Consider the following 13,542-nt stretch of genomic DNA (forward strand, 5'->3'; position numbering starts at 1 on the left):
TGTGGAGGTAGTCGGGTGGTTCGTGTTCGGGTGGGGTTCGTCTTGTTGGGCGTCGGGTCGGCGCTCGTGCTCGCAGGGTGCAGCGGGGAGGCGGATTCAGCGCCGACCGTAGCGGCGCAGCCCAGTTCGTCCACCACTACCGCAGTGCCGACGACAACCACCACCGTCGCGCCCGTCGTCCCCACGACCACCGAACCACCGACCACGACGCTGCCACCGACGACGACACTCACGGACGTGCAGTTCGAGCGCAACGAGTCGTACTACTTCACCACTCCCGACGGAAACTTCCAGTGCGGCATCATCAAGTTGCCCACCAGAATCGAAGCCGGGTGCGAGGGAACGACCACTCCCGTTCCGCCGCGGCCGGAGAGCTGCATGGTCAACTGGGGCAACGGTATTCGCGTCACCGACCAGGGTGAGGGTGCTTTCATGTGTTCGGGCGGAGAGGTGTACACCTCTGGCGGCCCCGACGCCGATCCGGTGTTGGCGGCCGGTCAACCGCTGAGCAAACTGGGTTTCACCTGTACGACCACCGCGACAGACGTCTCGTGTGTCAACGATCAGACCACGCACGGCTTCACCGTGGCTGCAGATTCCAACGAGGTGTTCTGATGACCGAAGTCGCAGCCGACGACGTGTCCGGCGGAGCCGGTGAACCGGGACCCACCGAGTGGGGCGAGAATCCCAACGGCGTCGGACCCTGGGCCGAGGAGCACGACACGGAACCGCCGACCGACGAGCGCTACGACCCGGTACTTCTGGCCGAGGGTGATCGTCGAAACGTCTTGGACGAGTATCGGTACTGGACGCGGGAAGCGATAGTCGCGGATATCGACTCGCGCCGTCACACGATGCATGTCGCCATCGAGAACTTCGCGCACGACGCCAACATCGGCACGGTGGTCCGCACGGCCAACGCGTTTGCCGCGGCCGCGGTCCACATCGTGGGGCGTCGGCGCTGGAATCGGCGGGGCGCCATGGTGACCGATCGATACCAGCACATCGTTCACCATGCAGACATCGGCGAACTCGTCGAGTACGCCCGTGAGAATTCACTCACGATCGTGGCCGTCGACAACACCCCGGGGTCGGTGCCGCTGGAAACGGCAAGCCTGCCGCGGGAGTGCATCCTGCTGTTCGGTCAAGAAGGCCCCGGAGTGACCGATCATGCGAAAGAGGTTGCGTCCATGACGGTCTCGATCGCACAATTCGGTTCGACTCGCAGCATCAACGCCGGTGTCGCGGCCGGCATCGCGATGCACGCGTGGGTACGTGAGCATGCCGATCTCGCCGATTCCCGCTGATCTCGCCCGCGAATTCCGGCTAGCGTGTAGCGCCTCGACCAGACAGGATAGGTAGTTATGCAGGAAGTGTGGGCAGAGCGGGCCGATGCGGCTGAGGGCGCGATAGTCAGTCGTCACCTTCGGCGCCTGTGGGGAATGCCCCGGACAGCACTCGGCGTGGTTGCCTGGCCTGCTGTTCGACGCGAGCGGATGTTCAAGCCGTGGCACTACTGGTGGCAAGCGCACCTGCTCGATACTGCGATCGACGCACTCGAACGTGACCCGACCCCCAAGCGTCGTCGCCGGGTCGCGAAGGTTGCCCGCAGTGTGCGGGTCCGCAACGTCTCGGCGTGGACCAACAACTACTACGACGACATGGCGTGGCTGGGCCTTTCGCTCGAACGTGCGCAACGCATGTTCTCGGTCGATCACCGAACCGCGGTTCAGGCGCTCGAATCGCAACTCTTCGATTCGTGGTCCCCGGCCGACGGCGGCGGTATTCCGTGGTGCAAAGGCTCCGATTTCTACAACACGCCGGCAAACGGACCCGCCGGAATCATGCTGGCGCGCACCGGAAAACTCTGGCGTGCGCAGGCAACGGCCGACTGGATCGACGAGACGCTGCGGGATCCGGACTCCGGACTGATCTTCGACGGTATCCGCCGCGACGGCACCCTCGAGCGCGCGATCTACTCGTACTGTCAAGGCGTCACGCTGGGGTTGGAAACCGAGTTGTCGACGCGATTGGGCGAACCGCGCCACCGCGAGCGAGTCCACAAACTCGTCGACGCGGTGTACGACGGCATGACCGAGTACGGAGTTATCACGGGCGGTGGCGGAGGCGACGGCGGACTGTTCAACGCAATCCTGGCTCGCTACCTCGCGTTCGTGGTGGTGAACCTGTCCTGGGAGACTCACGAGGACCTGCGAGCGCGCGAACTCGCAGCGCAGATCGTTCTCTCCTCCGCGGAAGCTGCCTGGAACAACAGACTGCAGATCGAAGGCCTGCCGCTGTTCGGGCACGACTGGACCAAGGATGCTCAGTTGCCGAGTCTGTCCGGCGACATCGCCACCTTCGCCGCCGGAACGGTGCGCTCGTCGAGCGTGCCCGAGCGAGACCTCTCGGTGCAGGTGGGTGGGTGGATGCTCATGGAGGCGGCCTTTGTCGTCTCGGCGGCTGGATACCCGCGTAAGCGTTAGGCTTTTTCCTCATGGAATCCCGGCACGTGGTCGACACGGACGGCGTACGTCTTCACGTCGATGTCGGTGGGGCAGGGGCGGACGTTCTGGTTCTCTCCGGCGGCCCGGGATGCGTTCACTATCTTGCTCACGACGAGCTGGTTCCGGAAGGAATGCGCGCGTGGTGCCCTGAGCCACGCGGAGTCGGCCGGTCCGGTGGCGGCGCTCATACGATGGCGCAGGCCGTTGCGGACCTCGAACTCGTCCGACGCACGTTCGAGATCGACAGCTGGGTCGTGCTGGGGCACTCGTGGGGATCCGACTTGGCGGTGCGGTACGCACTCGACTGTCCGGAATCGGTGTCCGGCGTCGTCGGCATCGCGGGGCACGGCCTCCACAAGGACCGGACATGGTCGAAGCAGTACGAAGCGGGAATCGAGCCGGACCCGCAGATACCTTGGGAACCTGTTGTCTGGCAATCGCTTCAAGAATCGTTCATCGAATGGATCCATGAACCACAGCTGTTTCGGCAGTTGGCCGACTCACCAGTGCCCATGACATTTCTCGCGGCGGCCGACGACATTCGCCCGTCGTGGCCGTTGCAGCAACTGGCCGAGCTCGTGCCTAACGGCAGTTTCGAGGTCGTCGACGGTGTCGCGCACAACTTCTGGCAGTCTCACCCGCTCCTGTGGAGGAAGATCGTCACCGAGGCTTGTGCGGCGCACTCTCGGCTCTCCTGATTTCCACCAGGATCCGCTCCGCGACGGTCTGGTATCCCAGGCTCCGATTGACGGTCAGCATCGGGTGATTCTCCGCGTTCACCGTTGTGTAAATCTTTCGCACGGAGGGAAATTCAGCTGCCAACACAGACGCTTGTTGCTCCTTGACCCACTGAGCGAGACCGTGTCCGCGGTGCTGGGGAAGTACCACGGTGTCGTGCTGCGATGCGTGGGTGCTGTCATGTTCGTCCACCGTCACCACTGTCGCTGCGGCTACTTCGCCGACGCCGTCGTCGACCGCGCAGCACACCAGGAGTACTCGAGAGCCACCCGTCATCTTCTGTTCCCACGATCTGACCTCGTCGGCTCCCCAATTACGTTCGGGCACCTGCAGTTCAGCGCCCGGCGCGTCGAGGAGTCGGTTCAATGCCTCCGAGAAGGAGTGGATCAGCTCGTCCGGGGTTCGGTTGCGCCAACTGACGATTCGATAGCCGGGGCGGGTGCTGTGTGCGGTGGGAGGGCTGAGGTGCTGAACCTGGTTGGCCAACCGAAGCAACACGCGGTGACCGTCGAACGATCGCAGGAAATGCTCGGCTGCGCTTCCGACGAGCGCCGTCACTCTGATTCTTCGCACGCCGAACCCGGCGATGTCGACTTCGACGAGTTCGGCAAGCGCTCGTCCTACCCCTCGTCGCTGCGCGTGGGGTGTCACGTACATCCGAAACTCTGCGAGATCGGCTTCGGCCGAGTTGCGTCGTGCCTGGGCGATGCCGAGGACCTCGTCGGTGCCGGCGTCGCGTGCAATCCAACGCCGTACATCGGCCGAATTGTCCTCGGCCTCGATCATTTCCATCAGCGCAGTCGCTGTCGGCGCAGTCCCGGACAGGTGACGCTGGCCTTCGGCGAACACCTCACACCACTGATGAAGAACAGTTGCTGTCGCTCCGGACGGTACGAACTCGGCTACAACTACGCGGCTCACCCATGTGACGATACCGACCTGCCCACCCTGAGTTGGAATCACGCGAACCCTAACCCTGTCGGACTGCGGCGGCAGTTGCCAGCATTCAGGCATGTCTGATTCTCCGCGCCAACTGAGCCTCAACGCGTTCATCCACCCCGCCGGTCATCACGAAGCGGCGTGGCGTCATCCGTGGACAACCCCGGAACGTCTGTTCGACGTCACGTATTTCCAGGAGATCGCTCGCACTGCTGAGGCGGCGAAGTTCGACGGAATCTTCTTCGCCGACGGTCCCGCGTTGCGCAGCGACGTCGAGCACGGTCCCGCAGGGACATTGGAGCCGATCACCTTGTTGACGGCCATTGCAGTGGCGACCGAGCGAATCGGATTGATCGCGACGGCGTCGACCACGTACTACGAGCCGTACAACCTGGCTCGGCTGTTCGCCTCGCTCGACCACATCTCGAACGGACGCGCGGGGTGGAACATCGTCACCACGGGTACGGATCTGGCGGCAGCCAACTTCGGGCTGGCCAAGCACCCGGATCACGGGGACCGGTATTCGCGTGCAAGGGAATTTGTCGACGCGGTGGTGCGGTTGTGGGACAGCTGGGAGGACGACGCGATCAGTCTGGACCGGGAGAACGGAATCTACGCGGACAGAAACAAGATTCACGAGATCAACTACGTCGGGCGGCATCTGCGGGTGCGGGGACCGTTCAACGCACCGCGAACTCCGCAGGGATACCCGGTGCTGGTGCAGGCCGGTGCGTCCAACGACGGTCGCGCGTTTGCCGGTCAGTATGCGGAGGCGATTTTCACAGCGCACCAGAGACTTTCCGATGCGCAGGCGTTCTACACCGACATCAAGTCGAGGGCTGCGCAGTTCGGGCGCAACTCCGATCATGTCAAGATTCTGCCGGGAATCAGCCCGTTCATCGGTGACACCGAGGAACAAGCCAAGGCGCTCGAGCGAGAATTCAACGAGTTGACTTCGCCGGAGTACGGGCTCGCGCAACTCGGTGCACTCACCGGGACCGATGTTCGGAATCTGGAATTGGATGCACCGGTTCCCGTCGAATTGTTCGCGGCGGCAGGTGATGTCACCGACAACAAGCAAAGTAGATTGCAGGTGATCGCCGGCATCGTCGAGCGTGAGCGTCCGACGGTTCGGGGACTGCTTCATCGTTTGGCGGGTGCGCGCGGACACCGGGTGTTTGCCGGAACCGCCGAGCAGGTGGCTGACACGATCGAGGAATGGTTCACCAGCGGTGCTGCTGACGGCTTCAACGTCATGCCGCCGTACTACCCGGGTGGGCTCGAGATCTTCACCGAGCGTGTGGTCCCGATCCTGCAGGATCGCGGTCTTTTCCGGACTGAATACACGGGTACGACCCTTCGTGATCATTTCGGTTTGCCGAGGCCCGAGAGCCAGTTCTCGGGTAGTGCCTCTGCAGTGCAGTAGGCCCGCCCGCTGTTGTCCATAATGACAATGGTTACCATTAAGGAATGAAGCAGCTACCGGTAACCGTGCTGTCCGGATTTCTGGGCGCAGGCAAGACCACACTCCTCAACCACATTCTCGCCAATCGCGATGGCCGGAGGGTCGCCGTCATCGTCAACGACATGAGCGAGATCAACATCGACGCGGCCCTCGTCGCGGGCCAGGGTCATCTCGACCGCACGGAAGAGAAGTTGGTCGAGCTGACCAACGGATGCATCTGCTGCACGCTGCGTGAGGATCTGATCGACGCCGTCGGCGCTCTCGCGCGAGAAGGACGGTTCGATCAGTTGGTGATCGAGTCCACCGGCATCTCCGAACCGATGCCGGTGGCGGCCACCTTCGACTGGGAATTCGAGGACGGATTCAGCCTCGGCTCGCTCGCGAAGCTCGACACCATGGTGACCGTGGTGGACGCGTCGACCTTCCTCGGCGAACTGGCAAAAGGCGAACGACTGGACGAGCGCAACCTCGAAGCCGGGGAGGGGGACGGACGCAGCATCTCCGATCTCCTGGTCGATCAGGTGGAGTTCGCCGACGTCATCTTGCTGAACAAAACCGACCTGGTGAGCCCGCGGGCGGCAGGAACCGTCGAGGCGACGCTTCGTAGGCTCAACCCCACCGCTCAACTGATTCGAACAGATCACGGCAAAGTCACCCTCGACCGTGTCCTCGAAACCGGTCTCTACAACCCGGAACTTGCTGCGCAGGTACCCGGTTGGGACGAGGAACTGGCCGGTGGGCACACCCCGGAAACCGAGGAATACGGAATACGCAGCGTCACATACCGCGCCTCGCGACCCTTTCATCCGACGCGACTCGAGGCCGCGCTCGGTCAGTTCGCCGGACTCCTGCGGAGCAAGGGATTCTGCTGGATCGCCAGTCGGCCCGAGTTCGCCGCGATCTGGTCGCAGGCAGGCCCCAACCTCGTCATCGAACCGGCTCAACTGTGGGCGTCGGCGGCGGAGGTGCCAGGGCAGGAGATCGTGTTCATCGGAGTGAAACTGGACCCGGCGGCGCCGTCACGAATCCTCGATCCGGCTCTGCTGACCGATGACGAACTACGCGAAGGGCCGCGGGCATGGACTCGCTACGAGGACCCGCTGCCGGCGTGGGACCAGGGCCACCTGCACTGAGCAGTCAGCTTCTAGTCGAGGACTTCTTCGACCTCGACGTCTTCGGCCGGTCGGGCCATCTCCTTGCGGTACTGCCAGATTCCCAGCGCAGTACCGATGACCAAGCTGACCATCATCACGATCAGCACGGCGGGCAGCAACCACGGCACGCGATCGAGGAACGAGCCACCGTAGAAACCGAGTAGCAGGAGCACGGGCGCCCAGATGATCGCGCCGATGGTGCTCGCGATGGTGTAGCGCGTGTGGTTCATCTTGGCTGCGCCCGCGACCATCGGGCACAGGGTGCGCACCCACGGAACCCAGCGAGCAATCAGGACCGCCCAGAACCCGTGTTTTTCCAACAGGATGTTCACGCGGTGCAGGTTCTTCTCGGTGAAGTACTTGCCGCCCTTACGGGCTTTGATGTGATTGCCGGTCCGGTGGCCGATGACGTACCCGACCTGGTTGCCGGCAATGGCCGCGATCATCGCACCGACAGACAACGCCCACACGTGGCCCGCGCCGGATTCGTGGCCGGCAAGAACGATTCCGGCTGTGATCAGAAGCGAATCACCGGGGAGAAACAACCCGAGGATGATCGCGCACTCGATGAAGACGAACGTGACGACGATGATCCAGACCAACAGAGGCCCGGCAGTCTCGAGCGGGGAGAAACTGCCGGATGCGAGCGTCATCGTCGTCAGTTCTTCGCCTCGTTCTGCAATCAGGGGGTGGGGTCTTCGGGGACTGTCACCGTCGAATTGTCCGTAGTGGAAGTATTCGCCGTTTCACCACGTCTCGACGCCAGAATTCGCTTCCCGATTTCGAAGACGATCGGCAGAACCGACACCAGTACGATCAAGATGAAGATGTAGTCGACATTGTCGCGGATGAATTCGATCTGCCCCAGGAGGTAGCCGAGCAAAGTCACGCCGGCACCCCACAGGATGCCGCCGACGATGTTGTACGTCAGGAACAGTGAGTACTTCATCTTCGAAGCGCCGGCGACAACCGGAGCAAAAGTACGCACGATCGGCACGAACCGAGCCAGGATAATGGTGATCGGGCCGTGCTTTTCGAAGAAGGCGTGTGACTCGTCGATGTACTTCTTCTTGAAGAACCGCGCGTCGTCCGTCTTGAACAGGGCAGTTCCGCCCTTGGCGCCGATGTAGAACCCGACTTGGTCACCCAGAATCGCGGCGATCGGAATGGTCACCAGGAGCACCCACAGCGGCGCGAACGGTTCGATCTCGGTGGACTTGGACGCCGCGATCAGCCCTGCGGTGAAGAGGAGCGAATCGCCGGGCAAGAGCGGAAACAGCAGGCCTGATTCGATGAAGACCACCAGAAGCAATCCCACCAGAACCCACGTTCCGAAGGAATTCAAGAGGTTCACGGGATCGAGGAAGCCGGGCAGCAAGGCCAGGTTCGTCACGGATTCAGTTGCTGCCTGCACATTCACGGTGGCCAGAGTACCGGCCGAATCTGAGTGTTTCCCACCACCGCAGGTCATCGCGTCGGTGGCGGCGGGCCGAGACCGCAAAGAGACGTGACGAGTCGGACTTGCCATACTGCTAGGACCACACGAAGCGCTTTCACATCGCCGAGCGCTCCGAACGACACGTATATGGAGGACTCCCGCCGTGCCTATCGCAACTCCCGAGGTCTATGCCGAGATGCTTGGTCGGGCCAAGGAGCATTCCTTTGCCTTCCCCGCCATCAACTGTGTCGGCTCCGAATCCATCAACGCAGCCATCAAGGGCTTCGCGGACGCCGGCAGTGACGGCATCATCCAGTTCTCGACGGGCGGCGCCGAGTTCGGTTCCGGTTTGGGCGTCAAGGACATGGTCACCGGCGCTGTTGCGCTCGCCGAGTTCGCACACGTGATCGCGGCAAAGTACGACGTCACCATCGCGCTGCACACCGATCACTGCCCGAAGGACAAGCTGGACACCTACGTGCGTCCGCTGCTCGCGATCTCGCAGGAGCGCGTCGACGCCGGTCGTAACCCGCTGTTCCAGTCGCACATGTGGGACGGCTCGGCTATCCCGATCGACGAGAACCTGGCCATCGCCAAGGAACTGCTCGCCCTCTCGAAGGCTGCACGCATCATCCTCGAGGTCGAGATCGGTGTCGTCGGCGGCGAAGAAGACGGCGTCGAAGCCGAGATCAACGACAAGCTCTACACCTCGAGCGAAGACTTCGAGAAGACGGTCGATGCTCTGGGCATCGGCGAACAGGGCAAGTACCTCCTTGCCGCCACCTTCGGCAACGTCCACGGCGTCTACAAGCCGGGCAACGTCAAGCTCAAGCCCGAGGTACTCGAAGAGGGCCAGAAGGTCGCCGCTGCCAAGCTCGGTCTGGCTTCCGGTTCGCAGCCCTTCGACTTCGTCTTCCACGGTGGATCGGGATCGTTGAAGTCGGAGATCGAGGACTCGCTGAACTTCGGCGTCGTCAAGATGAACGTCGACACCGACACCCAGTACGCGTTCTCCCGTCCGATCGCCGGACACTTCTTCACCAACTACGACGGCGTCCTCAAGGTCGACGGCGAGGTCGGAAACAAGAAGGCATACGACCCGCGCAGCTACCTCAAGAAGGCCGAAGCCGGCATGACGGCTCGCGTCGTCGAGGCGTGCAACGACCTGAAGTCGGCCGGACGCTCGGTGTCGGCAGGCTGATCGGTTTCACAACTGCGCTTCACAGAACAAAATGCGCGCCGGCGAAATTCTCGCCGGCGCGCATTTTCTGTTCAGGTACCTACTTGCTGGGATCGCAGACCTTCCACGTGCCGTCCTGGCGCTCGAGGTCGAACGTGCGCCACGACTGCTCGCCCGTGCTCGGCAAACTCGCCTGGACCTGAGCGATCGCGGTGTCGTCGGTGATGCGCACCGCGTCGACGGCTCCGACCTGCGGGATCGTCTTCTGCGCGACGGCATTGTCGTGGACCTGCGCGAACGCTGCGTCGGGAATGGTGCGGTAGTACTCGCCCAACGCCCCACAGGTCGACGTTCGCAGCGTTGCCAGATCGCCGGTCTGCAGAGCGTCGACGTACGTCGAGATGGCGGTCTGGACCTGAGCTTCGGGTGAGCTTTCACCGCTACCGCTGTTGGACGAGACGAATACGGCGACGCCGATCGCCGCGAGGACGGCGACGCCGGCCGCTGCTGCCGCGATGTACCAACCCTTGCCGCTGCGCTTGGTTTTCTCCGGCGCGGCGGGCTCGATGCGAGTCGGCATCGGCTGAGGCGGCGGTGGGGTCGCTGCGACACCCACACGTTGAGGCGCGGCGCGCTGCTGCGGTGGTGGTGGGGTCGGAGCCTGCCGGGGTGGTGGTGTCGGCTGCGTGGCTTTCGGAATCGCGACGGTGGCGGGCTCCGGCTTGGGCTGGGGTGTCGGTGCTGCTGTGGGTGCCTGAGTTGCCTTGGGGATCGCGACGGTTGGTGCGCTGGCAGCTTTGGCGTCGCCGTCCGCTTTCGAGGCCTTGTCTGTCTTCTGGATCGCCACAGTCGCAGGTTCGGTCGGGGCCGACTTCTCGGGCGCACCCTTCGGTGCTGCGCTCTTTTTCGAGTTGTCGTCTTTCGAGTCCGGCACGGGTAACCCTTCGGTCTTATGCAGCAATGACCATGTCAGGGTAACGACCGGTATGTAGCCTGCATAACTCCGACCGTCGGCGAGGCGGTCCTGTGGCAGAAAGGCGTAGCGGGCACAATGAGCGCATGACCCAATTCGGTGACCTGCTCGGACCCAAGCCCACTCTGCTTCCCGGCGACGACGACGCGGAATCGGCACTGCTCAACCACGCTGATCCGGCCCAGGTAGCGGCCGACCACCCCACTGCCTCCATTGCGTGGGCCTACCTGGCCGAGGGTGCCCTGGACAAGGGCGAAACCATCACGGCCTACGCCTACGCGCGTACCGGATACCACCGCGGACTGGACCAACTGCGTCGCAACGGTTGGAAGGGTTTCGGTCCCGTGCCCTACAGCCATGAACCGAACCGTGGTTTCCTGCGTTGCGTCGCAGTCCTGGCCAAGGCCGCGAAGACGATCGGTGAAGCCGACGAGTACGCGCGTTGCCTCGATCTGCTCGAAGACTGCGATCCCAACGCCGCCGAAGCGCTTGGCCTCGGTTAGCAGTTTCCGTCCGAGCCGGGCCGGCATCAAGGACCGGGCTCGCAAATCGGTGCGTCGGCTTCAGACGTCGGCGCTACCGATCATTCAATGTGCCTTGGCGGCCGGATTGGCGTGGTGGGTTGCCACCACGGTGATCGGGCACCACGCGCCGTTCTTCGCGCCGATTGCCGCTGTGGTCTCGCTCGGTCTGTCGTTGGGTGCACGACTACGACGCTCGTTCGAGTTGGTTGCGGGAGTCACGGTCGGTATCGGAATCGGTGACCTGATCATCTCCGGTATCGGGAGCGGACCGTGGCAGATCAGTTTGGTTGTCGTGCTGGCGATGTCCGTCGCGGTGCTTCTCAACAGCGGGCCGATCTTCTCCATGCAGGCGGGAAACTCGGCTGTGCTGGTGGCGACGCTGATCCCGCCGGGCGGCAGCGGCGGTCCCGATCGAATGATCGATGCCCTTGTCGGTGGCCTGGTGGGTATCGCGGTGGTCGCGATCATCCCCACCCACCCGGTACGACGCGCGCGCAAGGATGCTGCATCGATCCTCGGAACCGCTTCCGAGGTACTGCAATTGGTGGCAGACGGCCTCGTCGCGAATGACCCGGACCCGATCGTGAAGGCACTGCAGAAGGCGCGCGCAACTCAGGGTGCCATCGACGGGTTGCGCAGTAACCTTCTCGGCGGGCGCGAGATCAGCCGAATCTCCCCGCTGTACTGGAACAGTCGGCCTCGCCTCGAAAGGCTCATGGCGACAGCCGATCCCATCGACAACGCGATGCGCAACATTCGAGTGCTCGCGCGTCGTTCGTTGACGTTGGTCAGGGACGACGAGATCCTCGATCCGCGTCTGGTGGCTCAGGTCGAGCGCTTGTCGAAAGCCGTCGAAGTTCTCGAGGACATGATCCTGGCGGAGCCGGGGGAGCAGCCTGATCAGGCCGAAGCAGCGCGCGTCCTGCGCTCGGTGGCGAAGGAACTGAAACCGGCGATAGTGGAGAACGCAGGCCTGTCCTCGACGGTGGTGTTCGCCCAGATTCGATCGCTGGTCGTCGACCTGTTGCAGGTCGCGGGCATGAAGCGAATCTCGTCGATCGCCACTCTGCCGCCCACCGTGCCTCATCCCGCCTACGAGCCGGATCACTGACCTCTGCCGTTTCCCGCTCACTGAGCAACTCATTGTATGTATGCGAATGTATGCATATGCTCTGAGAAGGACTTGGGAGGGAACAGGACAAATGGGAGCAGGGCACGGTCATTCACATGGCCACTCGGCAGCAGATTCGGTCGGCGTAGGACCGTCACCGCAACGCATCAGAAAAATGGCGATCGCGCTTGCGATCCTCGTTGCGTTCCTCGTACTCGAGGCCACGGTCGGCATCCTGATCAACTCGTTGGCTCTGCTTGCCGACGCCGGTCACATGCTCACAGACGTGGTGGGTATGGCCATGGGACTGACGGCGCTGCTGCTCGCGAAGAGGGGCAGCACCACCGCTGCCAGGACCTTCGGTTGGCACCGCGCCGAAGTGCTGACCGCCATGGCCAATGCGGTGATGCTGCTGGCCGTCGCCGCCTGGGTCTTCTACGAGGCAATCGGCCGCATCGGTAACGAACCCGAGATCCCGGGCGGCGCCCTGATCATCACGGCGGCCGCCGGCCTGGCCGCGAACATCGTCGTGATGCTGATGCTGCGCGGCGATTCCAAGGACAGCCTGGCCGTGCGTGGTGCCTACCTCGAAGTGCTTGCCGACGCCGTCGGTAGCGTCGGCGTTCTGATCGCCGGTGGCCTTGTCCTGCTGTTCAACTGGACGTGGGCAGACGTCGTCGTCGGTGTTCTCATCTCGCTGTGGGTGGTGCCGCGTGCGATCAAACTGGCCGCAGCATCGCTGCGCATTCTGACGCAGGCGTCGCCGGCCGACGTCGACGTCGAGGCAGTCGAGGCCGACCTGGCCGCGCTGCCGAGCGTGATGGGTGTTCACGACCTACACGTCTGGACGCTCACCACCGGCATGGATGTCGCGACGGTCCACCTGACCAGTGACGCGAATTCGTCGAACGTTCTGGAATCCGCGCGCACCGTCCTCGAGAGTCACGGTCTTTCCCACGCCACCGTTCAGGTGGAATCGTGTGCCAACGGCGAGCATTGCGAGAAGAACGTCACTTGGTGAAGCGGGTGATCTCCTTGCCCGGCTTCCAGAGATCGACATACATGTGTTCGTCGTCGACAGTCGTGTGCACCACCTCGTCGATGTCGAGGACAAAGAGGTGCAGAGGCTTCGGAACCTCGTAGGTGTAGCTTACGAGCACGGCTTCGAACTCGTCGCCGGTCACCTCGCGTGCGAGTCCGGCGATCTTCGCATCGCCGCCCTCCATGGTGTGCTCACCGGGATTGCTGTGGAGGGCGTAGCGCCCGTCACGGATGAGGTCCTTCGCCTTGAGTGCGCCGAACATCGAACCGAGCACCAGACGCCCGTCGAGGATTTCGACTTCGGTGCCGCTGACCCGCGGTGAACCGTCCTTGCGCAGCGTTGCGAGGACGTGATGCTTGTGGGCTTTGAATCGTGCTTGGACCGCGACGGCAAGAGCGGGTACTTCTTCGGAGAACTGCTTCCAAGTGACCATGACGGTCATTGTGCGCCGCTATTCCTGACAACTTCTGT

15 protein-coding genes are annotated in these 13,542 nt (G+C 63.2%); 10 read left to right on the top strand and 5 right to left on the bottom strand.

What is annotated here, in order from left to right:
* Positions 1-15: 15 nt before the first annotated feature.
* The 4 genes from P3G66_RS23075 to P3G66_RS23090 are packed head-to-tail and all read left to right on the top strand — an operon-like array spanning position 16 to position 3,205.
* A complete protein-coding gene (locus tag P3G66_RS23075) occupies positions 16-615 on the top strand; it encodes a DUF6636 domain-containing protein (RefSeq protein WP_042452185.1) in 600 nt (199 codons plus the stop codon).
* Positions 615-1,307: a TrmH family RNA methyltransferase gene (locus P3G66_RS23080; protein WP_042452183.1), complete on the top strand. Its 693-nt coding sequence runs from the start codon at positions 615-617 to the stop codon at positions 1,305-1,307. Before P3G66_RS23075 ends, P3G66_RS23080 begins: the two co-directional genes overlap by 1 nt.
* Positions 1,308-1,364: 57 nt before the next feature.
* On the top strand, positions 1,365-2,486 hold the full coding sequence (locus P3G66_RS23085) for a glycoside hydrolase family 76 protein (protein WP_003944321.1): 1,122 nt from the start codon (positions 1,365-1,367) through the stop codon (positions 2,484-2,486).
* Between the two features lie 11 nt (positions 2,487-2,497).
* Complete coding sequence (locus tag P3G66_RS23090; RefSeq protein ID WP_054187134.1) at positions 2,498-3,205, top strand: alpha/beta hydrolase; 708 nt, start codon at positions 2,498-2,500, stop codon at positions 3,203-3,205.
* Here P3G66_RS23090 and P3G66_RS23095 read toward each other — a convergent pair.
* Entirely contained in the window at positions 3,168-4,166 is a 999-nt protein-coding gene (locus P3G66_RS23095) for a GNAT family N-acetyltransferase (protein WP_275231809.1), read from the bottom strand. The two genes, P3G66_RS23090 and P3G66_RS23095, sit on opposite strands and share 38 nt — an antisense overlap.
* Before the next feature lie 91 nt (positions 4,167-4,257).
* Between P3G66_RS23095 and P3G66_RS23100 the strand changes: the two genes are divergently transcribed.
* Both P3G66_RS23100 and P3G66_RS23105 read left to right on the top strand, forming a co-directional pair.
* The gene (locus P3G66_RS23100; protein ID WP_075832523.1) at positions 4,258-5,610 is read left to right on the top strand and encodes an LLM class flavin-dependent oxidoreductase; all 1,353 of its coding nucleotides are present in this window, start codon (positions 4,258-4,260) and stop codon (positions 5,608-5,610) included.
* A 44-nt stretch (positions 5,611-5,654) separates the two neighbouring features.
* Positions 5,655-6,782, top strand: a complete 1,128-nt coding sequence (locus tag P3G66_RS23105; RefSeq protein WP_275231811.1) for a GTP-binding protein — start codon at positions 5,655-5,657, stop codon at positions 6,780-6,782.
* Positions 6,783-6,793: 11 nt separating this feature from the next.
* Here the strand turns inward: P3G66_RS23105 and P3G66_RS23110 are convergent, their stop codons facing one another.
* Entirely contained in the window at positions 6,794-7,456 is a 663-nt protein-coding gene (locus tag P3G66_RS23110) for a DedA family protein (RefSeq protein ID WP_003944306.1), read from the bottom strand.
* Positions 7,457-7,485: 29 nt separating this feature from the next.
* Positions 7,486-8,223 carry a VTT domain-containing protein gene (locus tag P3G66_RS23115; RefSeq protein WP_003944390.1) on the bottom strand — a complete coding sequence of 246 codons (738 nt, stop codon included), beginning with the start codon at positions 8,221-8,223 and terminating at the stop codon, positions 7,486-7,488.
* 181 nt (positions 8,224-8,404) lie between these two features.
* On the opposite strand from P3G66_RS23115, the gene fbaA reads away from it, so the two are divergent.
* A complete protein-coding gene (gene fbaA, locus P3G66_RS23120; RefSeq protein ID WP_007726777.1) occupies positions 8,405-9,442 on the top strand; it encodes a class II fructose-bisphosphate aldolase in 1,038 nt (345 codons plus the stop codon).
* Positions 9,443-9,521: 79 nt separating this feature from the next.
* Here fbaA and P3G66_RS23125 read toward each other — a convergent pair whose 3' ends face one another.
* Complete coding sequence (locus P3G66_RS23125) at positions 9,522-10,355, bottom strand: nuclear transport factor 2 family protein (RefSeq protein WP_276117145.1); 834 nt, start codon at positions 10,353-10,355, stop codon at positions 9,522-9,524.
* A 125-nt stretch (positions 10,356-10,480) separates the two neighbouring features.
* Here P3G66_RS23125 and P3G66_RS23130 point away from each other — a divergent pair, with 125 nt between their 5' ends.
* The 3 genes from P3G66_RS23130 (at position 10,481) to P3G66_RS23140 (ending at position 13,050) form a co-directional block, all read left to right on the top strand.
* On the top strand, positions 10,481-10,897 hold the full coding sequence (locus P3G66_RS23130) for a DUF3151 domain-containing protein (RefSeq protein ID WP_276117146.1): 417 nt from the start codon (positions 10,481-10,483) through the stop codon (positions 10,895-10,897).
* Positions 10,884-12,029 carry an FUSC family protein gene (locus tag P3G66_RS23135; RefSeq protein WP_003944297.1) on the top strand — a complete coding sequence of 382 codons (1,146 nt, stop codon included), beginning with the start codon at positions 10,884-10,886 and terminating at the stop codon, positions 12,027-12,029. Before P3G66_RS23130 ends, P3G66_RS23135 begins: the two co-directional genes overlap by 14 nt.
* A 91-nt stretch (positions 12,030-12,120) precedes the next feature.
* Entirely contained in the window at positions 12,121-13,050 is a 930-nt protein-coding gene (locus P3G66_RS23140) for a cation diffusion facilitator family transporter (RefSeq protein WP_007726784.1), read from the top strand.
* Here the strand turns inward: P3G66_RS23140 and P3G66_RS23145 are convergent.
* The gene (locus tag P3G66_RS23145) at positions 13,040-13,504 is read right to left on the bottom strand and encodes a pyridoxamine 5'-phosphate oxidase family protein (RefSeq protein ID WP_276117147.1); all 465 of its coding nucleotides are present in this window, start codon (positions 13,502-13,504) and stop codon (positions 13,040-13,042) included. The genes P3G66_RS23140 and P3G66_RS23145 overlap by 11 nt on opposite strands.
* Between the last annotated feature and the right edge of the window lie 38 nt (positions 13,505-13,542).

It is taken from the genome of Rhodococcus sp. C3V (genome assembly GCF_029269915.1).
GTDB lineage: Bacteria > Actinomycetota > Actinomycetes > Mycobacteriales > Mycobacteriaceae > Rhodococcus_F > Rhodococcus_F qingshengii.